This is a genomic window from Rhizobium sp. BK212 (assembly GCF_014197475.1).
Classification (GTDB): Bacteria; Pseudomonadota; Alphaproteobacteria; order Rhizobiales; family Rhizobiaceae; genus Rhizobium; species Rhizobium anhuiense.
On sequence record NZ_JACIFS010000007.1, the window covers coordinates 220,032 to 245,107 of the forward strand.

The following is a 25,076-nucleotide window of genomic DNA, read 5'->3' on the forward strand; positions in this document are numbered from 1 at the left end:
TTCGCTTGCGCAAATCCTTGTCGCAATCGTCACAAATGCGCGATAAGGCTTTGCCGCGACGGCTTGTTTCACGAGGAATTTATGGTCACGGAAATTTCACTCTCCGACGTGCGGGGATTGATCGGCATGGAAACGGGCCTATCGGATTGGATCACCGTCGACCAGTCGATGATCGACGCCTTCGCGGCGGCGACCGACGATCATCAGTTCATTCACGTTGATCCTGCACGCGCGGCAGCTGAGAGCCCCTTCGGTGGTACCATCGCCCACGGCTTCCTGACACTGTCTCTGCTGTCGACGATGAACTACAACTGCCTGCCGAAAGTGCGCGAGCAGACCATGGGCATCAACTACGGCTTCGAGCGCGTCCGCTTCATGACGCCGGTGAAGAGCGGCGCCCGCGTCCGCGGCCGCTTCCTGCTCTCCGAGGCCCGCTTCCGCGGCGCCGGCATGCTGATGACCACCTATGACGTCTCGATCGAGATTGAAAACGAGAAGAAGCCGGCGCTGACGGCAAAATGGATCACCATCATCCAATTCGACCCGAAGGACCGCCCCGAGGACGTCTGAGCAAAACTGTTTTTGCTACTCGGCCGAATTGAACACAGCTTCGAGAGCATGTCCGTCGGGATCCGTGACGAACGCCGCGTAATAGTGCTCACCGTAATGGGGCCGCAGGCCGGGCCGGCCATTGTCACCGCCGCCATGCGCGATGGCCGCCGCATGAAACCGATCGACCGCCTGGCGGTTCGGGGCGGCAAACGCCAGATGAAAACCCGGGCCGGCTGGACGCTGGCCATCCGGGCGATGCTTGATCGCCAGTTTGTCCCCGCCGCCGGGAAGGCCATAGCCGATTGCCTGCCCCGTTTGCCCCGGCCGGATATCGTCCCAGACCCTGACGTAACCGAGCGCGGCCAGCGTGGTATCGTAAAATGCCGCCGACCGTTCAATATCGGAAACGCCGAGAGAAGCATGGTGCAGCATTGGCCTACCCCTTGAATGAAGGCTTACCCAGCCGGGATTGGCGCGGGTTCAATGCCCGGCGTCGTGAGCCGCCTCGTTCAGCAGCCCGAAGACGTAATCCGAAAACGACCGCCAGCACTCCACCCGGAACGTGTCTTCTTCCGTGCGGAAAAGCACGATCTCCGCCTTGCCCAGGATCGTGCGCGATGCGGCTCCGACCGGAAAGGCAGCAAGCGACAGATCCTGCGGGCAGCCGGCCGAAAGCGTTGCCTCCGCACCCGGTCCCGAGACGATGATCGCGACATTGCGGTGGGACACGTCGGTCGCCGAATGCAGCGCGCCGGCACCGGAAAATACCGCCATCAGGTCGGCGCCGTCCTCATCGATGACAAGCCATTCGTCCGGCCCGATCCACAGCGCCGAGCGGGGGCCAGCCCGGCCGGATGTTTTCGGGGCGGCCGGCACAGACAGGCCGAGAGCAGCGGAAAGTGCTGCGAGCGATTCCGCCGGCGCGCGCAGCGCCACCCGGCTGGCAGCGGGTGCGGTCGTCAGCCGCACCGTTGCGGAGCCGCCGAGACGGCCGGCAAGCGCCGGTTTGCGAATTGCGACTTCAGCCATGGATCCGGCCTCCTTCCTTGTCAAAGAATACCAGATCCGTCACTTCGACGGCGATCGTCCGATCCGGCATCGGCACATAGAGCGTTTCGCCCATCCGCGCCCGGCCGCCGGCGACGAGTGCAAAGGCGATCGACCTGTCGCAATTGTCCGACCAGTAAGCTGATGTGACGTGGCCGAGCATGGTCATCGGCTTCGGCTCGTTCGGGCTCGCGACGATCTGCGCGCCTTCTTCGAGCACCAGCTTCGGGTCCTTGGTGACGAGGCCGACAAGCTGCTTGCGCCCGTCCTTGACGAGATCCGGCCGCTTCAATCCGCGAATGCCGACGAAATCCGTCTTTTTCTTCGAAACCGCCCAGGAAAGTCCGGCGTCATCGGGGGTCACGGTTCCATCGGTGTCCTGCCCGACGATGATGTAACCCTTCTCGGCGCGAAGCACGTGCATCGTCTCCGTTCCATAGACGCAGGCGCCGAGCGGTTCGGCATTGGCCCAGACCGCTTCGAGCACCGACTGGCCGTAGTCGGCCGGCACGTTGATTTCGAAGCCGGTTTCGCCGGTGAACGAGACGCGGAAGAGCCGCGCCGGCACCCCGCAGACCGTGCATTCGGCAACGCTCATATGCGGGAAGGCCTCGTTCGAAAGATCGAGCCCTTCGACCAGCGGCGCGACGATCTCGCGCGCCTTCGGCCCCTGCACGGCGATGACCGCCCATTGTTCGGTCACCGAGGTCAGCCAGACCTTCAGATTCGGGAATTCCGTCTGCAGGTAATCTTCCATGTGGTGAAGGACGCGCGGCGCGCCGCCGGTTGTCGTCGTCACGTGGAAACGGTCGTCCGCCAGGCGTCCGACGACACCGTCGTCATAAACGAAGCCGTCCTCGCGGGTCATGATGCCGTAGCGAGCCTTGCCGGGCTTCAGCGTATCCCAGGCATTGGTGTAGATGAGGTTGAGGAACTTCGCCGCATCCGGCCCTACCACCTCGATCTTGCCCAGCGTCGAGGCATCGAAGATACCGGCCGACTCGCGCGCCGTCCGGCATTCGCGAGAGACCGCCTGATGCATGGTCTCGCCGGCCCGCGGATAGAACCAAGCGCGCTTCCAGTTGCCGACATCTTCGAAGACCGCGCCATGGGCTTCCTCCCAATCGTGCAGCGGCGTCTTGCGCGTCGGATCGAACAGCTCTCCACGCGAGTGGCCGATCAGCGTACCGTAGGTAACCGGCGTATAGGGCGCACGGAACGTGGTGAGCCCGACCTGCGGGATTTCCTTGCCGAGCATTTCGGCGGCAATCGCCAGGCCATGCATGTTGGACAGCTTGCCCTGGTCCGAGGCCATGCCGTTGGTCGTAAAGCGCTTGATATGCTCGATCGAATGCATGCCTTCGCGCACGGCAAGGCGGATATCCTTGGCGCAGACGTCGTGCTGGAAATCGATGAAGGCCTTGGCGTTGGTCTTCGGACCGGCGCCTTCGGCAGCGCCGATCATGCCGCCCGTCCAGTCATAGGCTTGCTCGGCCGAAATTGCGATCTTCTCGCCGCTGCTTTTGCCGGTGGCCTGCGCCATCAGCTCGCCGGCGGCAAGCGATTCCTCGATCGTCCGCTGCAGGTCGTCGGTGCCGTTGCAGGCGCCGACCGAAAGGCAATCCTGCGCGTAAGAGCCGGGCAGGAAACGCTGGCTTTCGGCATCGAAGGCCACCTTGCCGCGCGACTGCGAGAAGAGATGGACGGACGGCGTCCAGCCGGCCGAAACCAGGAGCGCATCGACCGCGATCTTGCGCGATGAACCGCCGCCGTTGCGCGCCACCGTCATCGATGAGATGCGCAGCCGTCCCGCGGTGTTGATAACAGACTGGCCTGTGAGAACATCGATGCCGAGCGCACGCGCCTCTTCCAGCACCGCCGCTCCCGGCGCTTGCCTGCTGTCGACGATGGCGGCGATCGAAACACCGGCCCGTTTCAGATCGAAAGCCGCTTCATAGGCCGAGTCGTGCGCCGTGTAGATGCCGACCTTGGTCCCGACGGCGACACCGTAATGATTGAGATACATCCGCCCCGCCGAGGCGAGCATGATGCCCGGCCGGTCGTTGTTCGGAAATACCATGTGCCGCTCGATCGCGCCGGTGGCGAGGATGACCCGCTTGGCCCGGACCTGCCAGAGCCGCTCGCGCGGCAGATCGCTGGGGGGCTTGGCGATATGATCGGTGACGCGCTCGGCAAGACCGACGAAATTGTGGTTGTAGTAGCCGAAGGCGGTCGTGCGGATGAGCACTTCGACATTGTCCATTGCCTTCAGCCGCGCCACGGCCTTCTGTGCCCAGGCATAGCCGTCCTGTCCGTCGATCGTCACGCCGGCATCGTAGCGCAACGCGCCGCCCGCTTCCGCCTGCTCGTCGCAAAGGATCACCCGGGCACCGGTCTCAGCCGCAGCCAGCGCTGCCGAAAGCCCGGCAACGCCGGCGCCGACCACCAGCACGTCGCAATGGGCATAGCGGCTGGCATAATGGTCCGGATCCTCTTCCGTCGGCGCGACCCCGAGGCCGGCGGCGCGACGGATGAGCGGTTCGTAGACGTGTTTCCAGGCGGCGCGCGGCCACATGAAGGTCTTGTAGTAGAAACCGGCGGCGAAGAATGGCGACATCAGATTGTTGACGGCGCCGACATCGAAGGCGAGCGAGGGCCAGCGGTTCTGCGAGTTGACGATCATGCCGTCAAAAACTTCCTGCACGGTGGCGCGCACGTTCGGCTGCTTGCGCGCCGTATCGCGGGCGACGTCGATCAGCGCGTTCGGCTCCTCGGCCCCTGCCGACAGAATACCGCGGGCCCGGTGATATTTGAACGAACGTCCCAGAAGATGCACATCGTTAGCGATCAGCGCCGAGGCGACGGTATCACCTTCGAGCGCCGTATAGCTCTTGCCGTCGAAGCTGAAACGTGCGGTCCTGGCCGGTGTCAGGCGCCCCTTGCCGGCGATACGGTTTACGCCGGTCATTGCGCCTCTCCTTCCACGGCTTCATATGTCTCGACAGGCCCATGCTGCTTGGCCGCAGCCCCGATCTCAGGCTTCGGCTCGCCCGCCTTGTAGGTCACGATGAACTTGTCGGTCACCGTATCTCGCGCCGCGTTGAAGAAACGCCCGCAGCCGTGAATGTGTCGCCAACGTTCGAAGATCAGCCCCTTCGGATTGTCGCGCAGAAAGAAGTAGGCCTCGAATTCCTCGTCCGAGATCGAGGCGATCTCGGCGGGCCGCGCGATATGCGCGTCACCCGCGCCGCGGAATTCGAGCTCGGAACGCTCTTCCTGACAGTAAGGGCAATGGATCAGCAGCATGTGGGATTTCCTTCTCCTCCCCTTCTCCCCAGCAGAGAGAAGGTGCCTGAAAGGCGGATGAGGGGGTAAGCGACGAAAGGAGTGAGCGTCCGAGGCTCAGCCATAACATTTGTCATCAGTGCGCCACCGCCGCCGCCGCTGCTTCGTCGATCAGCCGGCCGCTGCGAAAACGCTCCAGCGTCAGCCCGGCATTGAATTTATGGGGCTCGTCGCGGGCAATCAGATGCGCGAAGAGATTGGCCGAGCCTGGCGTCGCCTTGAAACCGCCGGTGCCCCAGCCGCAATTGACGTAGAGCCCGGGAACCGGCGTCTTCGACTGGATCGCCGAACGATCCGGCGTATTGTCGACGATGCCGCCCCATTGCCGCATCATCTTGACGCGCCGGAACATCGGGAAGAGCTCGCAGATGGCATCGAGCGTGTGGGTGATGATCTGCAGCCCGCCGGTCTGGGAATAGGAATTATACTGGTCGGTGCCGGCGCCGATGACCAGCTCTCCCTTGTCGGACTGGGAGATATAGGCATGCACCGTGTTCGACATGACGACGCAGGGAAAGATCGGCTTCAATGGCTCGGAGACCAGCGCCTGCAGCGGGCTCGATTGCAGCGGCACACGCACGCCGGCCATCTGCATGACCGTTGTCGTATGGCCGGCCGCCGACACGGCGACCTTCTTGGCGCCGATGAAACCGCGCGAGGTCTCGACCCCGGTCACCCGTCCGTCCGCACCGCGCCGGATGCCGGTCACTTCACAATTCTGGATGATGTGCACGCCGCGGTCCGAGGCCGCTCGCGCATAACCCCAGGCGACCGCGTCGTGCCGCGCCGTGCCGCCGCGGCGCTGCAGTGCTGCGCCGTTGATCGGGTAGCGCGCGCTGGCCGAGATATCAAGCGGCGGACAATAGGCCTTCGCCTGCTCCGGCGTCAGCCATTCATTGTCGATGCCGTAGAGCCGGTTGGCATGGATATGCCGCTTGAAGGACTGCTGGTCGTGAATATTGTGCGAAAGCATCATCACGCCGCGCGGCGAATACATCACATTGTAGTTGAGCTCCTGGGAAAGCCCTTCCCAGAGCTTCATCGAATGCTCGTAGATGTGCATGCTCTCTTCATAGAGATAGTTCGAGCGGATGATGGTGGTGTTGCGCCCGGTATTGCCGCCGCCGAGCCAGCCCTTCTCGATCACCGCAACATTGGTGATGCCGTGTTCCTTGGCGAGGTAGTAGGCGGCACCCAGCCCGTGACCGCCGGCGCCGATGATGACGACGTCGTATTCAGCGCGCGGCTCAGGCGAAGTCCACTGCTTCTCCCAGCCCTTGTGGCCACGAAGGGCCTCCCGCGCCACGGCAAAAACCGAATATTTCCGCATCCGCCTTCTTCTCCTTCGGGCAAGGGGCTGTTCTCCGCGCCCATACAAATCGCAAATCCAAATGCGGCACAACGGTTCTTTTGCGACGCGCGAGAGCTTTGCTTTTGACACTAAACGACATGATGGCGAAAAACTGCGCGGTTTTCGGTCGACGCCATGCTCTGCCTCCTCCGTCCTAGCCCAACAGGGTGAGAAGACAAGCAATTGCTAAAATGCTAATCATCGCATGTTCTGGGGTATGTGTATCATGTGGGGTTGGCGCTCAGTATCCGTCGCGACGCTTTGCGTCGCGTTAAGCAGCGCATGGCCGGCACCCGCCGCCGAGCCGGTCGGCCAGGCTGTCGTCATCAAGACCGAGGTGACGGGACAAAGCGGCCCGATCGAGGTCGACACCAAAGTTCATCGCAACGAGCGCATCAAGACATCGCAATCGGGGCTCGGCCAGTTCCTGTTTCGTGACGGCACGAAGCTCGCGGTCGGCTGGGGTTCGTCGGTTGTCATCGACAAATATGTCTTCGATGATTCCCAATCGGTCAAGAAACTGACCATCAGAGCGGCAAAAGGGACGTTCCGCTGGGTCAGCGGCAGTTCCAACTCCTCGGCCTACCAGATCCTGACGCCGGCCGGCACGATCGGCGTACGCGGCACCGCTTTCGATTTCTACGTCGGCCCTGACGGCACGACCGCCGTCGTGCTGCTGAACGGCGCGGCCCAGTTTTGCGGCCCGGGCGGCTGCCGGCAGTTGCAGCAGCGCTGCGATTGCGTCGTGGCCAAGCCGAACGGCAATATGTCGGCGGCACGCCGGGTCGATCCCAGTGTTCTCGAGACGCTCGGAAATCCGCGCGCCCTCCCCTTCCTCTCCGGCAATCAGCGACTTTCGGGCGGCATCGGTATGCTCGGCGGCTGCAATGTGGCCTCCGTCGCGCCGGACAGAAAAGAGAGAAACCGGCCCTCGCCTCCGTCTTCAACCGAGCCGGCGCCCAATCCGCAGCGACAAGATCCGCCGCAGCGGCAGGCCGAGCCGCAAAAAGAGCGGCCGGCCACGCCCGACAAGCCCGACAAGCCCGACAAGCCTGACAAGCCTGACAAGCCGCATCACGACAAACCGGATAAACCCGATAAGCATGATGGCCGTGGTCGGCATGAACATCACGATCAGCACGATGATCACGACTATCACGATCGAGGGGATCATCGGGATCGTGACCGCGATCACGATAAAGATCGGGATCACAACAGGGATCGGAACCATGGCAAGGGCTGGGGTCTCAATCGCAACCGCTGACGCCCTCAGTCGGCCGCACTCTTCTCCAATCCATCGGGCGCCTCGCGAAAATGATCCGTCCTGCCGGATATTCGTTGATAGAATTCCGCCAGGCCGTCGATCACCTGCACCGCCCTGAGCTTTGCCGTGCCGATAAGCTTGCGGGTGTTCTTCGAATGCGAAAGCAGGGCCTGCATCAGTTGCTGATGAACGCCAACAAGTGCTGCAAACTCGGCAGATGCGGCAACACGTTCGTCGCCGACGACGGCAAGGATCTGCGTTCGGCTGCTCTTGCCTTTGAGCGGAATGGCGCCGGCCTCGATCAGTGCCATCCCCTGCACCGACTTTGCCGTGCTGTCGGATATCAGAATATCGAAGCCAACCTCCTTGCAGCATGATTCCAGCCGCGCAGCGACGTTGACGGCGTCGCCGACCGCCGAATAGTTGAAGCGGGTCTTGGCGCCCATATTGCCGACGCAGGCAAGGCCGGTATGAATGCCGATGCCGATCCCGACCTTTTGTTCAGGCCCGAAGCCGAAGGCGTCGCCGGCATTCAATTCGGCCAGCGTTTCACGCATGGCAAGAGCAGCGCGAACCGCCTTGGTTTCATGATCGGCCACATCGACGGGCGCATTCCAGAATGCCATGATCGAATCGCCGATGAACTTGTCGAGCGTGCCTTCATTGGCCACCACATGGCGGCTCAGCGCATCGAGCAACGTGTTCAGGAACGCGACGACATCCGTCGGCGCCAGCCGCTCGCTGATCTCGGTAAAGCTCCTGACATCGACGAACATCACCGTCAGCTCGCGGTCGTCGCCGCCGAGGCGCAACGCGTCGCGGGTATGCTCGATGCGATGCAGCAGCGACGGAGAAAGATAATGTCCGAAGGCCCGCCGCACCGCCCGCCGCTCCCGGTCGATCACCAGGATCCGGAAGGAGGTCGCTGCAAAATGGATGATCGACCCGCTGACGATTGGAGCCAGCGGATCGAAGAGAAGTCCTGCATACAGAAACGAGAGCCAGGACGCCACCAGCCCCATTGCCGTGATCAGCAGGCCGCAGATCAGCGCGACCGCCGGGCTGACGAAGGTCGTCACCACGACGAGCAGGCATCCGAGCACGGCAATCATCAGGATTTCCAGGCCGTCCGCCCAGTCGGGCCGCGACAGGTAGTGACCGGAGAGGATCTGCTCCACAGCCTGCGCATGCAGCGAAACGCCGGGAACGTTCTCGCCGAGCGCGGTGACGCGAATGTCCTGCAGGCCGGCCGCCGACGTGCCGACGAAGACGATGCTGCCGTCGATGGCGGCCGCGACCTCGGGAGCGGCCCCTTCGGCGGCGAGCACCTGCCGGGCGGATATGTACCGCTCGGCCCGGTCGGGACTGACATAGAGCCAGAGTTCGCCCGCCGCCGTCAGCGGCACGACGAAATCCCCGATCTTTGCCGATGTCATGATGCCGGCGCGATCGGGCGCGCCCGACAGCACATAGGTCGACACCCCCTGCGCCACGCGCAGGGCCTCGATCGCCAGATTCGGATAGAGCTGCGTGCCGTCGGTCAGAAACAGCGGCACCGCCCGCACCACCGGCGAGGGATTGCCGGGGTTGAGGCTGATATGACCCAGCCCCGCCGCCTTGGCCTCCAATTGCGGCCTGAGCGGTGTCGAGGCGCGGAGATAGGGCGGAGCCGAGACGGGGCTTTCGCCGGTGAAGGCAAAGCCTGCCTTGACCGGCGGCCGGTAATTGCCCTCGTTGGAAAGGCCGAAGCCGAGGACGACGGGTTTCTCGGCAATTGCGCTGGCGAATATCTCGTCATTGTCAGGCAGCTTCTCGGCAAAGGAAGGATCGACGCCGGCGACCTCGCGGACAACATTGCGCGGCGACAGCCGGTCCGGCTCGGCGAACAGAATATCGAAGGCGATGGCCGCAGCCCCCATCTGCGAAAGCCGGTCCACCAGCAGGGCGATCCGGTCCCGCGGCCATGGCCATTGGCCGAATTCGCGCAACGATGCCTCGTCGATGTCGATCACGCGGACCGGCATCGACTCGAAGGTTCTGGGAACCAGCCGTTGATACTCGTCGAACGTCACGCCGCGGATCAGCTTGAAAATCCCGGGATCGCCGGCCCGGAGGATCGTCAGCGCAGCCACGATCGCCAGGCCGATAACGACACCGATTTGCTGCACGCGCGTCATCATCTCACCGGGCGTCCCTCCCAGGGCAGGCAGAGCAGAGCGGACCGCACCTGCCGTCAGACAGGCTACGCCGCTTTCGGTCCAAACGCCATTCGCACGTGCGTCCCGGGCGCGGTCTTTTCGGCCTCCCATCTTTCGTTTTCCGGCGGATCGTCGGAAAGCCTCTTCAATGCAAACACACCTCCAATTTTGGTCGGGCTTTTGCCTGGATGACAAGGCTTCGACCTTGCCCGGCGCTCGGCGAAATGTTCTTGTAGCGACCGAAAAACCGGATGCTTTCGAGAGGGATGGAGGTCGCCGTGATTTCCGAAACCGCCGCGCGTCGCAGCGGCTACTGGCTGATTGTCGTCGTGCTGGCAATGCTCGCAGGATTGCCGCTGGCCGTCTGGCTCGATATCAGCGATCTCTCCGGAAATACCCTGCGGCGTCAGGCGCGCGACATGAGCTCGCTGATATCGAGCATCCGCTCCTATTATTCCGCCAATGTCGTGGGGCGCGTACTGGCCGCCCATGCCAGCGGCGCGACCGAAGGCACGATCGTCTCTCACAACTACGCGAATATACCAGGCGCCATTCCGCTGCCGGCCACACTGTCCCTGGAGCTCGGCGACGTCATCAAGGAACAGCAGGCCAATATCACCTACCGTTTCGTCTCCGACCTGCCGTTCAAGAGCCGGGCCTCTCACGAGCTCGACGACTTCGAAAAGAAATCGCTCGCCGCGTTGCGCGCCAATCCGCAGCAGACGCTGAACGATCTCACCCGCGTCGGATTGACCGATACCTTGCGGTTCATCACCCCCGTCGTCATGGGCCAGGCCTGTGTTGCCTGCCACAATAGCCATCCCGAAAGCCCGAAAACCGATTGGAAGGTGGGCGATGTGCGCGGCATTCAGGAGGTCATCATCCGGCAGCCTTATGCAAGCAACGTCTTCGCCTTCAAATACCTGCTCTGCTATTTTCTTTTCGTCGCCATCATCGGCATCAGCTTCATTCTGCTCCAGCGGCAGCAGGCGCGCGCGATCCATAGCGCCAACCAGGATCTGGAAGCGGCGAACGAGTTTCTCGCCAGCGTTTCCCTGAAGATATCGCGCTATCTCTCGCCGCAGATCTACAAGAGCATCTTCTCCGGGCAGAAGGACGTGGTCGTGCATACCGAGCGCAAGCGCCTGACGATCTTCTTCTCCGACATCAAGGATTTCACGGCGACGACCGAGCGCCTGCAGCCGGAAGCGCTGACGGAGATGCTCAACGAATATCTGACCGAAATGTCGAATATTGCCCTGGAGCATGGCGGCACGGTGGACAAGTTCATCGGCGACGCGATGCTGGTCTTCTTCGGCGATCCCGAAACCAAGGGACCGGAGGAGGACGCCAAAGCCTGTCTGCGCATGGCCGTCGACATGCAGCGCCGTCTCGGCGAACTCAAGGACAGATGGCGCAGAAACGGCACCGAAGAGCCCTTCGTCGTCCGCATGGGCATCAACAGCGGCTATTGCAATGTCGGCAATTTCGGCAGCAATGACCGTATGGACTATACGATTATCGGGGCGGAAGCCAATCTCGCGGCCCGGCTGCAATCGATCGCCCAGGGAGGCGAGATCGTCATCAGCTATGAAACCTACGCGCTGGTGAACGAAATCGTCGACGCCCATCCCCTGCCGCCGATCACGATGAAGGGCATCCAGCGCGAGATCGTGCCCTATGCGGTGGATGGGCTGACGCTCGGCGCGGATCACAAGAGCCGTGTCCTGAGCGAGCATCTCTCCGGTCTTGACCTGCATCTGGATATGAGCCGGCTGGAGCCGGCCGACCGCCTCCGGGTCAGGACGGCTCTCAAGGAAGCCATCGCCGCGCTGGATGAAGCCGCGCCCGAAACAGCCGGATCGTGAGCGGATATCGGGCAAGCGTGATTTTTCCACCTGCCTCCCATATCCATCTGGACTTCCCATACCCGATCTGCTATTTCGCATCACCAATCGCAAGGCTGCGGCCGCGCGAACGTTATTGTTTTGCCTCTGGCCGCTGCGCCGCCTCCGGCATCAACCAACCAAAGGAACGTGATTCTCGTGCAGGTACTTGTCCGCGATAACAATGTTGATCAGGCTCTCCGCGCTCTCAAGAAGAAGATGCAGCGCGAAGGCATTTTCCGCGAAATGAAGATGCGCGACTACTACGAGAAGCCGTCGCAGAAGCGTGCTCGCGAGAAGGCCGAGGCTGTTCGTCGCGTTCGCAAGCTGGCCCGCAAGCGCGCCCAGCGCGAAGGTCTGGTCGCACGCTGAGCGTTGCCGTCGTTTTTTCGACGTTTTCAGATGCATTGTGGCGGGGGCGATGGGTTCGCCGCCGCCTTTTTAGTTTGCCGCTGAGGATCGCATATCCGCGCACCGGATATGCCGCATGGGGAAAGCGAGCCCGAATGGCTGTCAACACCTTCAATCCGTCCCGCGCTTTGCGCTTGCAGAAAACCGCATTCCTGCCCGCCTTGGCGCTGGCGGCGATGTTCGGCCTCGCCGGCTGCGAGACGACCAACACCTCGGATGCCGTGATCCGCATCGACAAGGCGCAAGGTTCGGAAGAGAACATCGCTTCGCTGACGGCTGTTATCAATGCCAATCCGAGAGATCCAGAAGGTTACAACGTCCGCGGCTCCGCCTATGGCCGCGCCGGCGAGTTCCGCCAAGCGTTGAACGATTTCAACACGGCGCTGCAGATCAATCCGCGGTTTTTCCAGGCCTACGCCAACCGCGCCCTTGTCTATCGCAACATGGGCCAGCAGGCTCAGGCGATTGGCGATTACAATGCCGCCCTGCAGATCAATCCGAGCTACGACGTCGCCTATATCGGCCGCGGCAATGTCTACCGCATGGCTGGCCAGGACGATCAGGCATTCAACGATTTCGACAAGGCGATCCAGCTCGGCACCACCGACGGCCGCGCCTATCACAATCGTGGCCTGATCTATCAGAAGCGCAATCAGCAGGACAAGGCGATAGACGATTTCTCGAAAGCGATCTCGCTCGCGCCGAATTCGCCCGAACCTTATAATGGCCGCGGCATTTCCTATTTCGCGCTGAACGACGACGACAACGCCTTCGCCGATTTCAACCACGCGATCGAGCTCAACGGCAACATCGCCGAATCCTGGGCCAACCAGGCGCTCGTCTACGAACGTCGCGGTGACAAGGCGAAGGCCGCCCGCTCCTATCGCCACGCCATCGGCCTCGATCCCAAATACCAGCCGGCGCGCGACGGCCTTGCCCGTGTCGGCGTTGCCCCAGCCGGCTAAGGACATGAATTGGGTGGCCCGAAACAATCGGGCGGCCCGCAACAGCTCATGTAGATCGCGCCGCCTATGGGAATGCCAGCCAAGGCCCTGATGATCCAAACGAATGTTCGGCCAGCATCGCTTCGGATATCATCGATGTGATATCGTGCCGCGCCGGGCGGCGGAAGCGATCCCGACGCAAAAGCAGCCACGCACCGCCTTCAGAGGAGACGCCGGAAAAAGCGTCCTTCGTCATCGATCGCGTGTCATAGTATGTTGCAACCTGCTCTTGCTCCCCCTAACATGGCCCTGCTTCGATAGCCCGCTATCGGGCGTTCGAACACGTGTTGGGGGCGGTTTGCGAGAGATGCGGATCTTTGCTTTCCTGGCCGCAAGCGAAAACCGTTGCGGGCCACGCGCATTCCGGCGCCGCGCGTCTTTTCAGACGCGTAAAGGATGCAGTCACCCTGTGAATGGCTGCATAATTGTACAGGTAGATCGATCCGATTTAAGGAATTATGCCGTAGCCCACGTCATGTGGCGCGGCAGATGAAGATCGTCGCACTGTTCTTTCCCAAAGCCTCGATCGGCACCTACCTCGTCGCCATGGCGGTGGCGATCGCACTGCCGATCTTCGCCTTTGTGACGCTGCTTCTGCTGCAGCTGGAAGACAACCAGCGCTCGGCGCTGAGGCGCGAGACGGCCCAGGATGCGCTCGCCCTTTCGCGCATCATCGATCGCCAGCTTCAGGATATGGCAACGACGCTGCGGCTGCTTTCCAGCTCGCCAGAACTGGAAAATGGCAATCTCGCCGCCTTCCACCAACGCACCGAAACGGCCCTTCGAGACAATACGCTTTTCGTCATCGCCGTCGATCGCAGCGGCCAGCAGTTGCTGAACACACGCCGGGCATTCGGCACACCGCTCGACAAGATGGCGAACATGCCTGCCCTCGAGGCGGTCATGGCTTCCGGTCGCATCGAAGCATCGGACGTCTTTCGCGGCCGGACCAGCGGCGATTGGGTCTATAACGTTACCCTGCCGCGGAAGAACGATCCCGTTGCTGCCCTCATCATTACCCAGGATGCCAAGGATCTGCGCAAGCTCGTGACCACCGAGGGTCTTGCAACCGGCTGGTCGGCCGCCGTCATCGATGACAGCGGCCATGTCGTCGCGGCCACCGGCCCCGCCAATCTAGAACCCGGCACGGCCTTCGATCCGCGCATCCTGCCGGCACTCACCGCGCCGCGTGGCGTCTTTCGGGACGAGACGATCCTGCCGCACATGCTCCTCGGTTATGCCCAAATCCCCGGTTGGTCGTGGAAGACAGTGATCTGGGGACCGATCGCCCAGGCTTCGATCCTCAGCACCTGGCGTTTCCTCATCATCGGCGGCGTCGCCCTGGTGCTCGTCGCCGTGCTGGGCGCCTATGCCGTCGCAAGGCAGGTGCGCACCACCATCCGCGATATCGCCGAAATGGCGAACCGCATGGGCGAAGGCCATATCGTCTCGCCGGTCGAGACCAGCGTCATCGAAGCGAACCAGGTGGCGATTGCTCTTTCGAATGCCTCTTTCGATCGCAGCCAGACCGAGGATCGGCTGCGTTTCGTCATGCATGAGCTCGTCCACCGCACCAAGAATCTTCTGACGCTAGCCCAGGCAATGATGCGCCAGCTCGCCAAGCAGTCCGACAGCGTCGAGACCTTCCGCGCCGCCGTCGCCGACCGCCTCGAGGGGTTGGTGCGTTCGATCGAGCTCCTGACCAGCGAGCAATGGGGCGGGGTGTCGCTGCGACGGGTGGTCGACATTCATCTGCAGGCCTTCCCGCAATCGCGCGAGCAGATCGACATCAGCGGGCAAGACTTCGTGCTGAAGCCGGATGCCGTGCAGAATCTCGGCCTCGCTTTGCATGAACTCGCCACCAATTCGGTGAAATACGGCGCGCTCTCGGTGCCGCAAGGCCGCGTCCGCTTCGAATGGCGCGATATCAGGGAGGAAGACAAGCCGGATGCGCTGCTCCGCTTCTCCTGGGAGGAACAAGGCGGCCCGACGGTCACCGAGCCATCACGCTCGGGCTTCGGCACGACCGTGATCAAAGCCCATGCCGCCGCCGCCTTCCGCGGCACGGTTGAGATCGATTTCCGCCCCGAAGGTCTGCTGTGGGTGCTGACGGCGCAACGCGCCACGCTGGAGCGGGAATAGAGCGCCGCGCGTCTCCGCAGACGCGCTGTCACTTCTGCGCCCGGAACAATCGCTATTTCCACCCGTTTCGGACAGGTCGTTCCAAAGGAGAAAGACCATGTTCAAGCAAATCATGATCGCAGCCGCGGCACTGACGGCCGCTGCCTGGGCGAGCCCGGCGGGCGCGGAAAACTATATCACGCTTGGCCGTCTGGTCTGCGGATCGGATGGCGGCCAGGGTCTGATCGTCACCTCGCAGAAGAACCTCATCTGCACCTACACACCGGCATCCGGCGGCGCCAAGGCGGTCTATGCCGGAAAGATCGAGAAATTCGGGCTCGATATCGGCCAGACCGGCAAGAGCGTCATGATCTGGCAGGTGCTGGCAAAGACCGGCACGGATATCCCGCAATTCGCCCTTGCCGGCGAATATTACGGCATCGGCGCCGATGCGAGCATCGGTGCGGGCGCCGGCGCCAAGGTCATTGCCGGTGGCACCAACAAGGCTTTCATGCTGCAGCCGTTGAACGTCCAGGCCCAGGAAGGCCTGAATCTGGCGATCGGCGTCGAGAAGATGACGCTTGTGCCGGGCGAGACCTGAGGAAAGCAGCCAGATCTGCCGCAAATCGAACAGCCGCCCCGAGGGCGGCTGCATCTTTGTCGATCAATGCGCGATCGCCTTGTTGATATCCTCGGTCATCTTCTTCGCGTCACCGAGCAGCATCATCGTGCCGTCCTTGTAGAACAGCGTATTGTCGATACCCGCATAGCCCGAGCCGAGCGAGCGCTTGACGAAGAGGCAGGTCTTTGCCCGGTCGACATCGAGGATCGGCATGCCGTAGATCGGCGAGGTCTTGTCGTCGCGCGCCGCCGGATTGGTGACGTCATTGGCGCCGATGACATAGGCGACATCGGCCTGAGCGAATTCCGAATTGATGTCCTCGAGCTCGAAGACTTCGTCATAAGGAACGTTGGCTTCGGCGAGCAGCACGTTCATGTGGCCGGGCATGCGGCCTGCGACCGGATGGATGGCATATTTCACCTCGACGCCGTTCTTCTTCAGATTGTCGGCGAGTTCACGCAGCGCATGCTGGGCCTGGGCGACCGCCATGCCGTATCCCGGCACGATGATGACCTTTGAAGCATTCGCCATCAGATAGGCTGCATCCTCGGCCGAGCCGAGCTTCACCGTCCTGTCGGATGTGTCCGGCCCGCCGGTGGCCGTCTCACCCCCGAAACCGCCGAGGATGACGGAGACGAAGGAGCGGTTCATGCCCTTGCACATGATGTAGGAGAGGATCGCGCCGGAGGAGCCGACAAGCGCGCCGGTGATGATCAGCGCCAGATTGCCGAGCGTGAAGCCGATCCCGGCCGCAGCCCAGCCCGAGTAGGAATTCAGCATCGAGACGACAACGGGCATATCGGCCCCGCCGATCGGCACGATCAGCAGAACGCCGAGCGCCAGCGACAGCGCCACGACGGCCCAGAAGTCGAAATGGCTTTCGGTGGCGGCAAGCCCGATGATGAAGAGCACGATCAGCACCAGCAGGCTGGCATTGATCACATGCCGGTAGGGCAGCAGGATCGGCTTGCCGGACATGCGGCCGTCGAGCTTCAGAAAGGCGATGATCGAGCCGGTGAAGGTCAGCGCTCCGATCGCCACGCCGAGCGCCATTTCGACACGCGCCTCGGTGTGAATGTGGCCGATCTCACCGATGCCGAAGGAGGCAGGCGTATAGAGTGCGGAGGCCGCGACCAGTACGGCCGCAAGGCCGACCAGCGAATGGAAACCGGCGACGAGCTGCGGCATCGAGGTCATGGCGATGGTGCGGGCGACATAGGCGCCGACGCTGCCGCCGATGGCGAGGCCGAGGACGATCAGCACGAAGCCGCCAAAATTCGGCGTGGCCAGCACGAGCGTCGTCAGGATTGCGATCCCCATGCCGATCATGCCGTAGAGATTGCCCTTGCGGCTGGTGGCCGGATGCGACAGGCCGCGCAGCGCCAGGATGAAGAGAACGCCGGAGACGAGGTAGAGAAAGGCTGCGATATTGGTCATCGGTCCCTTACCTGTCCTTCTTGCGGTACATCGAAAGCATCCGCTGCGTGACGAGGAAGCCGCCGAAGATGTTCACCGAGACGAGCACGAGGGCGACGAAACCGAAGCCGGTCGCAAGCCCGCTTGTGGAGATGCCGACCGCCAGAAGCGCGCCGACGACGATGACGGAGGAGATCGCATTGGTGACGGCCATCAGCGGCGTATGCAGTGCCGGCGTCACCGACCACACGACGTAATAGCCGACGAAGATCGACAATACGAAGATGGCGAGCTGGAAGACGAAAGGATCGATCGCCCCGCCGGTCGCAGCACTTGCCGCTTCCGGTGCCTGGGCCGCCGCCGTGATGACGGCGGTCACCGCCTGGTCGAGCTGCTCCAGCGCTCTGTCCATTGCTTCACTGGCCATCAGATGTCTCCCTTCTTCGCGCCGCCGAAGGCGGGATGAACCACGTCGCCGGCATAGGTCAGCATCGTCGCCTTGACCAGCTCGTCGTCGAGATTGACGACGACGCGGCTGGTTTCCTTGTTGACCATGGTCTCGAGGAAGGTGACGAGATTCTTGGCGTAAAGCGCCGAGGCGCTGGCCGCAACCCGGCCCGGCATATTGGCGAAACCGATCACCCTGACGCCTTCGACATCGGCGATCTCGCCGGCGACGACGCCCTCGATATTGCCGCCGCGCTCGACCGCAAGGTCGACGGCGACCGCCCCTGATTTCATCCCGGCAAGCATGGCGCGCGAAACGAGCCGCGGCGCCGCACGACCGGGAATCAGCGCGGTGGTGATGACGATATCCTGCTTGGCGATATGTTCGGCTACCAGAGCCGCCTGTTTCGCCTGATAGTCGGCGGACATTTCCTTGGCGTAGCCACCAGCCGTTTCCGCCGCCTTGAATTCCTCGTCCTCGACGGCGATGAACTTGGCGCCGAGCGAAGCGACCTGCTCCTTGGCAGCGGGGCGAACGTCGGTGGCTGAGACCGCCGCGCCGAGACGACGCGCGGTCGCGATCGCCTGGAGACCGGCGACGCCGGCGCCCATGACGAAGACCTTGGCGGCAGGGACGGTGCCGGCCGCCGTCATCATCATCGGCATGGCGCGGTCATAGACACCAGCCGCCTCGATGACGGCCTGGTAGCCGGCGAGATTGGCTTGGGACGAAAGCACATCCATGGACTGGGCGCGGGTAATGCGCGGCATCAGCTCCATTGCGAAAGCCGAAAGCCCGGCACTTGCCAGAGCCGCGATCGCTTCGTCATTGCCGTAGGGATCCATAATGGCGATGACCACAGCACCGCTTTTATAGCCTGAGATTTCCGATCCGCTGGGACGGCGCACCTTCAGCACCACGTCGGCGGAGGCCGCATCGGCAAAACTGCCGATCCTGGCCCCAGCAGCCTCGAACTCCCCGTCCGGAATGCGGGAAGCCGCACCGGCGCCGGCTTCGACGACAACGTCGAAGCCGAAACTCTTCATTTTCTTCACGGTCTCGGCGGAGGCGGCGACACGCGTCTCCTCGCCCTCAATTTCTCTCGCAACAAAAACAATATTGCCCAACTGCCCCCTCCTCCGGGTCAGCCGGACCGCCACAGGCTAGCCTGCGCGGGCCAAGCACCTAGTTCACAAAGCTTCGGAGAAGCTCTCCTCCCTCAGAGCGCCGTGCACCTTTCGGACGCACAAAGGACGCTCTGACCCTCCGAATCTACGCGATTAGCGGAGCAGGACGATGCCGATGGCGAGAAGAATGATGAAGACGAAGAGGCCGCCCAAAAGACCGGCACCGCCGAAGAAACCGGCTGTCATTGCAAGCAGGAGGACGATGAGCAGCATCGAGCCGTATTTCGCGCCGGCGATGAACATGTCGTAGGTCTTTTCATGTTCCTTGTAATCCATCGGCGCGCCGGTCTCGACCGGTCCGGTATGATGTTCGGCCATAAATATCGTCTCCCTGAAATGCCTCTGCGCTGCCTGATTCCCCCGCTCTTGCGAGGGAAGTCCTTACGTGCAGGGATTACACAATGACAGGCGAAAGCGCAATGCATGAGAATGCCGCAGGCGCGGCTGACAACCACTATGTCAGAGGCCCGGAAAGAGCCCGAAGAGCGGCTGATATCTCTGCATTCGTCGCCCAATTCATCGGCCCCGCGGACATCGTCCCTCCGTCGGGGCAAGGACAAATCACAGCGGCAGGTCGGTGCCGAGCTCGCCTTGCGGCACGAAGCGTGCCGTCGGAATGATGGTGAGCGGCGGCAAGGTGTCGTTGGGATTGCGCGAAAACATCATGCGCTGCTCGCTGGCGCTGGAGATGAAGAAGGGATAACGCGTCAACAGCTTGCGCCCCACCTCGATCACATTCGTCGCCATCAGCGTCATGTCGATCCCGTAATTCTTGGCCAGCCGGCCGGGAACGACCGTATCGGCGTAGAAGACCCGCTTGTAAAAAGCCGCATGCGGCGGCCGAACGAACTGAAGAACGCGGTCCGCACGGAAATACGCTGCCGCCACGATGGTCGGCCTCAGCGTCAGATAAGGGATCCAGGGCAGATCGGCGGTGAGCTCGGGGTCGGCCGCAAAACGCGCCGGATCGATCAGGGTCAGTCCTGCATCCAGAAGCTCGTCCATCGCCTCGGGGAAGGCGCCGCCGGACTGGCTGAGGCGATGCTCGGGTGTCACATAATGAACCCGGATCGTACTGACCAGCTCACCATAATAATACAGTCCGAAAATATAGGCGTGGCTGTCGAAATCGCTATCGTCAAGCAGCCCCTTCGGGGCGAGCGCCAGCACGTCATGGGCCTTGTAGGCCTTGTAGCGCAACCGTTCCACCTCTTCCATGTCTTCGCTGCTTTCGACGCGGCGATACTCGACATGATCCAAAATTTCCAAAATCTTTGTGCTGAAATCGCTACGCTTGAACAGTGTTTCTGACATTTCTCGATCCGCTCGTTAACGGATCATTAATCATACGCCAGTGAAATTTAGGCAAGGAAATCCGATAATTTCGGCCGTTTTTAAATTGTTAAGGTTAACGCGGCGCGTGACTTTCAGTGGAGAAAATCGGCCGATGAAGAGCGCTCAGGCGACTTTGTTGCGACGGCGTTGAACGACGCGGCGGCCGATGCCCTGCTGCAGCAGCGGGATATTTTGGGAAGGCACAGGCTGCGAGAAAACGTAGCCCTGCACAAGATCGGCACTGCGGTGCTTGTTGAGCAGTGCGAGCTGCTCCTCGGTCTCGACGCCCTCGATGACGATCTTCAGGCCCAGTTCGCGGGCGAGATGGACGGTGCCGCGCAACAGCTTGAGCCGGCGGGTATCCTCGACGATGTTACGCACGAAGGAGCGATCGATCTTGACGATATCGAGCGGCAGCGTGTCGAGATAGCTGAGGCTGGAGAAGCCGGTACCGAAATCGTCGATGGCAATGGTGATGCCGCGAGCCCTGAGCTCCGCCAGGATGGCGCGTACCGCCGCCGGCTCGTCGATCAGGCAGCTCTCGGTGATTTCGAGATGCAGCCGCGCCGCATCGAGGCCGGAATGGGCAAGCGCATCGGCAACCACCGCAAGGATGTCGGCATCGCGCAGATCCCGCGCCGAGAGGTTGACCGAGACGGCGATATGGTCCGGCCAGTTCATGCATTCGCTGCACGCCTTGAACAGGACGAAACGGGTGATGTCGGAGATGATGCCCATATCTTCGGCGAGCCGGATGAAGACGTCGGGCGGGATGGAGCCCTTCTCCGGATGCACCCAGCGCGCCAATGCCTCCGCGCATTCGATGCGCGAGCCGTCGGCCCGGAACATCGGCTGGAAGACCAGATGCAGCGCCTGCGCCGACACTGCGTCGCGCAGATCCGCCTTCAGCTTCTGCTGCTCGATATAACGGCCGTCCATCTCCCGCTCGAAGCCTGATATGCCGCCCCTGAAGCGCGATTTGCTTTCAAACAGCGCCAGATCCGCCTTGACGCTCCATTCATCCATCGCAAAAGCGGTGCTTTCAAGGATCGCGTAGCCGGCGCTGAGCGAAACGAGGAAGGTCAGCTCGTCGACCTCATAATGACCCTGGATCGCGGCGTGCACGCGACGAATCTCGATGTCGAGCGAAGCCGGCTCCTTGGCATGCGGGAAGAACAGGATGAACTGGTCTCCCATCAGCCGGCCGAGGATGGCGTTGCCGGAGGCCTGCTTGATGCGGGCGGCGATGGCACAGAGCAGATGGTCGCCGGTGACGTGGCCGCGCATGTCGTTGACATGTTTGAACTCGTCGATATCGAGGACCATGAAGCCGAGTGGCCCGGACTTCCTCTGATGTTTGCCGAGGTAATCCTGCACTAGCTGCCCGAAATATTCGCGGTTCGGCAGGCCGGTCAGCGCATCGAAGCGGACCATGTGCATGATCTTCTGCTCTGCCTTCACCCGGCTCGACACGTCCTCGAAGATTAGCACGGCGCCGCCATCGGCCCTACGGCTGGCGGAAAATTCGAGCGACAGGCCCTCGGGGAAATGAATGAGCGTGCGCGACAGGTTACCTTCGGCAACCTGGGTGAGCTGACGCAGGATCAGCTCCGGCTGCGAAGCGTCCATGAAGCTGTAGCGCGCGCCATAGCGCAGCACGGCGCCGAGGTCGCGATCCTTCAACCGCTCCGGCGCACCGATCTTCAGAAGCTCGCAGGCCTTGCGATTGACGACCTGGATACGGTTTTCGGCATCGACCATGACCAGGCCATGCGGCATGTTGTTGAGCGCCGTATCGAAGCGGTCGGCGATGATGGTGATTTCCCGGCGCGCGATGACATTCTCATAGAGGAACTCGCGCACGCCGTTTGCCATCGCCCGCGTCGTCAGCCAGAAGGGAATGAGGAAGATCGACAGCAGGCCGCGATAAAAATCCAGCGCCAACAGGCTGCAGACGATCATCGGCAGACAGCAGGAGAAGGTCTGAAGGTCGACCGCCAGGCGTGAACCGTAATTGCGGCCGACGACGGAGACCATCGTCGCCATCGTGACGGCAATGCAGGCAAGCTCCGCAAAGGAATCGTGCACGACGAAGATGGCATAGCCGCTGGCGATGCCAAGCAAGGCGGTGGTGCAGGCCGCACCGGCAACCAGGATCCGCTCCCAACGCTCTATTCCGGCGCGCGACAGGCTTTCCTTGTCGACGCAATCGAACTGCCGGAAGATGACCATGCGAACGCAGAAGACCAGAAGGAAGGCGGCCGCCAGCGGGATATAGACGAAGAACTGCGTCTTGGCGGCAACGGCAAGGCACGTGGCGACATGCACGATCACGCCAGCAAGAAGCGTCATGCGATTCCCGGAAAGGGAACTCACAAACGACAGATACACATCTATAGGGACCCTGTTCGGGTTATCTGGCTTCATCCACACTTTCCCTGTGCGCGGGAATTCTAAGCCCAACCCTTTAAAAATTGATTTCAATGGAATCAAACATTTGGTCAAATTTTCTAAAACCAGAGGATGAACAGCACAGCCTACGCGAGATAATGCATCCTTCTCGCGAGTTTATTGAAATAATTTATCCACGCCTGGGTTGTCGAAATATTCGACGCTCCTAAAGCACGACCGGCGCGGATAAGACTATACTCCAAGGCCAGCCATTTATCCTTCCAATTTCAAAGGCCGTAGTCTACATCGGTTGCAAAGGGAAAACTGCCGGAAAACCGGCAGGATAAGAACAAGGGGAGAAAATGTCGGTACTTCTGGCCGCCAGTCGGCTGATCGACTCGATCAGCCAGTTCATGGGCAAAATTTCCGAATATATGGTGCTGTTCTGCTGTCTGATCAGCGCCGGAAACGCCATCGTCCGCTATGCCTTCAACTACAGTTCGAACGGCTGGCTTGAGATCCAGTGGTATCTCTTCGCCTTCGTCGTCATGCTCGGCGCCTCGCATGCGCTGCGCAACAATGAGCATGTCCGCGTCGATCTGATCTATGGCTCGGTTTCCGACAGGGCGAAGATCTGGATCGACATTGTCGGCCTTATCGTCTTCCTCCTTCCCGCATGCATCTTCCTCACCTGGATTTGCTGGCCCTTCTTCGCGCTTTCCTACCAGCAGGGGGAAATATCGGGCAATGCCGGCGGGCTGATCCGCTGGCCCGTCAAGCTGGTCCTCGTCGCCGGTTTCGGGTTGCTTTCACTTCAGGGCATTTCCGAACTGATCAAGCGGATCGCAGCCCTTACCGGCCATATCAGCATCGATATGAAATACGAAAAGCCGCTGCAGTAGCGCGGGCTGGGAGAAACGGATTTGTTTGATTTCGGCATTATCCCGCCGGCCATGTTCCTGGGCATGGTCATCTTCATGCTCTACGGCTTTCCGGTCGCCTTTTCGCTCGCCGCCGTCGGCCTGTTCTTCGGCATTATCGGCATCGTCACCGGCCATTTCGGCGAGGTCTTTCTGCAGGCTCTGCCGCTGCGCTTCTTCGGCATCGTCTCCAACGACCTGCTGCTCGCCATCCCCTTCTTCACCTTCATGGGCGCGGTGCTGGAGCGCTGCGGGCTGGCCGAGGATCTGCTCGAAGGCACCGGCAAGCTCTTCGGTGGCATACCCGGCGGCCTCGCCTATGCCGTCATCCTCGTCGGCGCCGTGCTCGGCGCCATCACTGGCACGGTGGCCGCCTCCGTCATCACCATGGGGGTGATCTCGCTGCCGATCATGCTGCGCTACGGCTACAGTCCCCGCCTTGCCACCGGCGTCATCGCCGCCTCGGGCACGATCACCCAGGTGATCCCGCCCTCGCTCGTGCTCGTCGTTCTCGCCGACCAGCTCGGCAGGTCGGTCGGCGACATGTATCTCGGCGCGATCGGTCCCTCGATCCTGCAGGTGACTATCTTCGTGCTCTTCATCCTGGTGATGTCGATCATTCGGCCGAAGTCGATGCCGCCGCTGCCGAAGGAGGTGCGCGGCGACTTCAACTGGGCGCTGCTCGTGAAGGTCCTGATGGGCATGGTGCCCTCGATCGTGCTGATCTTCCTGGTGCTCGGCACGATCTTCATGGGCCTTGCGACGCCGACCGAAGCCGGCGCGCTCGGCGTTGTCGGCGCCATGCTGCTCGCCGCCATGAATCGTCGCCTCACCTGGCCGCTGATCCGCGAGGCGATGACATCGACCACGCATATCACCTCGATGGTGGTGATGATCCTCATCGGCTCCACCTGTTTCAGCCTTGTGTTCCAGGGCATGGACGGCTCGCGCTGGATCGAGCACATGCTGTCGGGCATACCAGGCGGCCCGGTCGGCTTCCTGATCTTCGTCAACATCTTCATCTTCGTGCTCGCCTTCTTCCTCGATTTCTTCGAGATCGCCTTCATCGTCATCCCGATGCTCGCTCCCGTCGCCTCCAGTCTCGGCATCGACCTGATCTGGTTCGGCGTGCTGATCTGCGTCAACATGCAGACGAGCTTCATGCACCCGCCCTTCGGCTTCGCGCTCTTTTACCTGCGCTCGATCGCCAGCAAGGACGTCAAGACCTCGGATATCTACATGGGCGCACTCCCCTGGGTCGGCATGCAGTTGATCCTGGTGGCGATCGTGATTTTCTGGCCGCAATCGGTAACCTATTGGCTGGATCGCGGCCCGAAGGTCGATCCGAACTCGATCAAGATCGAAGTCCCGGGCTTCGGCGGCCAGCTCGGCCTGCCGCCGCTGGGCGGCGGCGGCAACGGCTCACCGCAGATCCCCGGCCTGACCCTGCCGCCACTGAACGGCCTGCCCGGAGCACCGCCGCCACCCGCCAAATAGCAGCCCAGAAAAACAAAACCCCGGACGGAAATCCGGGGTTCTGCCATTGCGTTCATCTCAACTGCCGAGCTTGCCGGCGGA

Annotated in this window: 21 protein-coding genes; 9 read left to right on the forward strand and 12 right to left on the reverse strand. The window is 62.0% G+C overall.

The annotated features are described in order from the left end of the window. Nucleotides 1-81: 81 nt before the first annotated feature. Complete coding sequence (locus FHT79_RS22370) at nucleotides 82-570, forward strand: MaoC family dehydratase (RefSeq protein ID WP_028756868.1); 489 nt, start codon at nucleotides 82-84, stop codon at nucleotides 568-570. 15 nt (nucleotides 571-585) lie between these two features. Here FHT79_RS22370 and FHT79_RS22375 read toward each other — a convergent pair whose 3' ends face one another. From FHT79_RS22375 to FHT79_RS22395, 5 genes are all read right to left on the reverse strand, one after another. Next, entirely contained in the window at nucleotides 586-984 is a 399-nt protein-coding gene (locus FHT79_RS22375; protein WP_063475316.1) for a VOC family protein, read from the reverse strand. A 48-nt stretch (nucleotides 985-1,032) separates the two neighbouring features. Further along, entirely contained in the window at nucleotides 1,033-1,581 is a 549-nt protein-coding gene (locus tag FHT79_RS22380) for a sarcosine oxidase subunit gamma (protein ID WP_183904128.1), read from the reverse strand. After that, on the reverse strand, nucleotides 1,574-4,567 hold the full coding sequence (locus FHT79_RS22385; RefSeq protein ID WP_183904129.1) for a sarcosine oxidase subunit alpha: 2,994 nt from the start codon (nucleotides 4,565-4,567) through the stop codon (nucleotides 1,574-1,576). Before FHT79_RS22385 ends, FHT79_RS22380 begins: the two co-directional genes overlap by 8 nt. Continuing rightward, nucleotides 4,564-4,905: a sarcosine oxidase subunit delta gene (locus tag FHT79_RS22390; protein ID WP_028756872.1), complete on the reverse strand. Its 342-nt coding sequence runs from the start codon at nucleotides 4,903-4,905 to the stop codon at nucleotides 4,564-4,566. Before FHT79_RS22390 ends, FHT79_RS22385 begins: the two co-directional genes overlap by 4 nt. A gap of 115 nt (nucleotides 4,906-5,020) precedes the next feature. Further along, on the reverse strand, nucleotides 5,021-6,274 hold the full coding sequence (locus tag FHT79_RS22395) for a sarcosine oxidase subunit beta family protein (RefSeq protein WP_028756873.1): 1,254 nt from the start codon (nucleotides 6,272-6,274) through the stop codon (nucleotides 5,021-5,023). A gap of 247 nt (nucleotides 6,275-6,521) precedes the next feature. Here FHT79_RS22395 and FHT79_RS22400 point away from each other — a divergent pair, with 247 nt between their 5' ends. Then, the gene (locus tag FHT79_RS22400) at nucleotides 6,522-7,559 is read left to right on the forward strand and encodes a FecR domain-containing protein (protein ID WP_183904130.1); all 1,038 of its coding nucleotides are present in this window, start codon (nucleotides 6,522-6,524) and stop codon (nucleotides 7,557-7,559) included. A gap of 5 nt (nucleotides 7,560-7,564) precedes the next feature. Here the strand turns inward: FHT79_RS22400 and FHT79_RS22405 are convergent, their stop codons facing one another. After that, nucleotides 7,565-9,736: an adenylate/guanylate cyclase domain-containing protein gene (locus FHT79_RS22405; RefSeq protein WP_183904189.1), complete on the reverse strand. Its 2,172-nt coding sequence runs from the start codon at nucleotides 9,734-9,736 to the stop codon at nucleotides 7,565-7,567. 287 nt (nucleotides 9,737-10,023) lie between these two features. Here FHT79_RS22405 and FHT79_RS22410 point away from each other — a divergent pair, with 287 nt between their 5' ends. The 5 genes from FHT79_RS22410 to FHT79_RS22430 all read left to right on the forward strand — a co-directional run bounded on the left by FHT79_RS22410 (nucleotide 10,024) and on the right by FHT79_RS22430 (nucleotide 15,780). Then, nucleotides 10,024-11,625, forward strand: coding sequence for an adenylate/guanylate cyclase domain-containing protein (locus tag FHT79_RS22410; RefSeq protein WP_183904190.1), 1,602 nt, complete (start codon nucleotides 10,024-10,026; stop codon nucleotides 11,623-11,625). 177 nt (nucleotides 11,626-11,802) lie between these two features. Then, entirely contained in the window at nucleotides 11,803-12,015 is a 213-nt protein-coding gene (gene rpsU / locus FHT79_RS22415; RefSeq protein ID WP_003585885.1) for a 30S ribosomal protein S21, read from the forward strand. A 134-nt stretch (nucleotides 12,016-12,149) separates the two neighbouring features. Continuing rightward, a complete protein-coding gene (locus FHT79_RS22420) occupies nucleotides 12,150-13,019 on the forward strand; it encodes a tetratricopeptide repeat protein (protein ID WP_183904131.1) in 870 nt (289 codons plus the stop codon). A gap of 528 nt (nucleotides 13,020-13,547) precedes the next feature. After that, the gene (locus tag FHT79_RS22425) at nucleotides 13,548-15,200 is read left to right on the forward strand and encodes a sensor histidine kinase (RefSeq protein WP_183904132.1); all 1,653 of its coding nucleotides are present in this window, start codon (nucleotides 13,548-13,550) and stop codon (nucleotides 15,198-15,200) included. A 97-nt stretch (nucleotides 15,201-15,297) separates the two neighbouring features. After that, on the forward strand, nucleotides 15,298-15,780 hold the full coding sequence (locus FHT79_RS22430) for a DUF992 domain-containing protein (protein ID WP_183904133.1): 483 nt from the start codon (nucleotides 15,298-15,300) through the stop codon (nucleotides 15,778-15,780). A gap of 63 nt (nucleotides 15,781-15,843) precedes the next feature. On the opposite strand, the gene FHT79_RS22435 is transcribed toward FHT79_RS22430, so the two are convergent. The 6 genes from FHT79_RS22435 to FHT79_RS22460 form a co-directional block, all read right to left on the reverse strand. Continuing rightward, entirely contained in the window at nucleotides 15,844-17,238 is a 1,395-nt protein-coding gene (locus FHT79_RS22435; RefSeq protein WP_097595173.1) for an NAD(P)(+) transhydrogenase (Re/Si-specific) subunit beta, read from the reverse strand. Nucleotides 17,239-17,245: 7 nt separating this feature from the next. Next, nucleotides 17,246-17,644, reverse strand: a complete 399-nt coding sequence (locus tag FHT79_RS22440) for a proton-translocating transhydrogenase family protein (protein ID WP_003542949.1) — start codon at nucleotides 17,642-17,644, stop codon at nucleotides 17,246-17,248. Continuing rightward, a complete protein-coding gene (locus tag FHT79_RS22445) occupies nucleotides 17,644-18,792 on the reverse strand; it encodes a Re/Si-specific NAD(P)(+) transhydrogenase subunit alpha (protein ID WP_183904134.1) in 1,149 nt (382 codons plus the stop codon). Before FHT79_RS22445 ends, FHT79_RS22440 begins: the two co-directional genes overlap by 1 nt. 153 nt (nucleotides 18,793-18,945) lie before the next feature. After that, the gene (locus FHT79_RS22450; protein WP_047616350.1) at nucleotides 18,946-19,170 is read right to left on the reverse strand and encodes an aa3-type cytochrome c oxidase subunit IV; all 225 of its coding nucleotides are present in this window, start codon (nucleotides 19,168-19,170) and stop codon (nucleotides 18,946-18,948) included. 243 nt (nucleotides 19,171-19,413) lie between these two features. Then, on the reverse strand, nucleotides 19,414-20,166 hold the full coding sequence (locus FHT79_RS22455; protein WP_047616349.1) for a hypothetical protein: 753 nt from the start codon (nucleotides 20,164-20,166) through the stop codon (nucleotides 19,414-19,416). 144 nt (nucleotides 20,167-20,310) lie between these two features. Then, nucleotides 20,311-22,614, reverse strand: coding sequence for an EAL domain-containing protein (locus FHT79_RS22460; RefSeq protein ID WP_183904135.1), 2,304 nt, complete (start codon nucleotides 22,612-22,614; stop codon nucleotides 20,311-20,313). Between the two features lie 326 nt (nucleotides 22,615-22,940). Between FHT79_RS22460 and FHT79_RS22465 the strand changes: the two genes are divergently transcribed. Continuing rightward, the gene (locus FHT79_RS22465; protein WP_063475307.1) at nucleotides 22,941-23,480 is read left to right on the forward strand and encodes a TRAP transporter small permease subunit; all 540 of its coding nucleotides are present in this window, start codon (nucleotides 22,941-22,943) and stop codon (nucleotides 23,478-23,480) included. A gap of 21 nt (nucleotides 23,481-23,501) precedes the next feature. After that, nucleotides 23,502-24,995, forward strand: coding sequence for a TRAP transporter large permease subunit (locus tag FHT79_RS22470; RefSeq protein ID WP_183904136.1), 1,494 nt, complete (start codon nucleotides 23,502-23,504; stop codon nucleotides 24,993-24,995). Nucleotides 24,996-25,076: the final 81 nt, after the last annotated feature.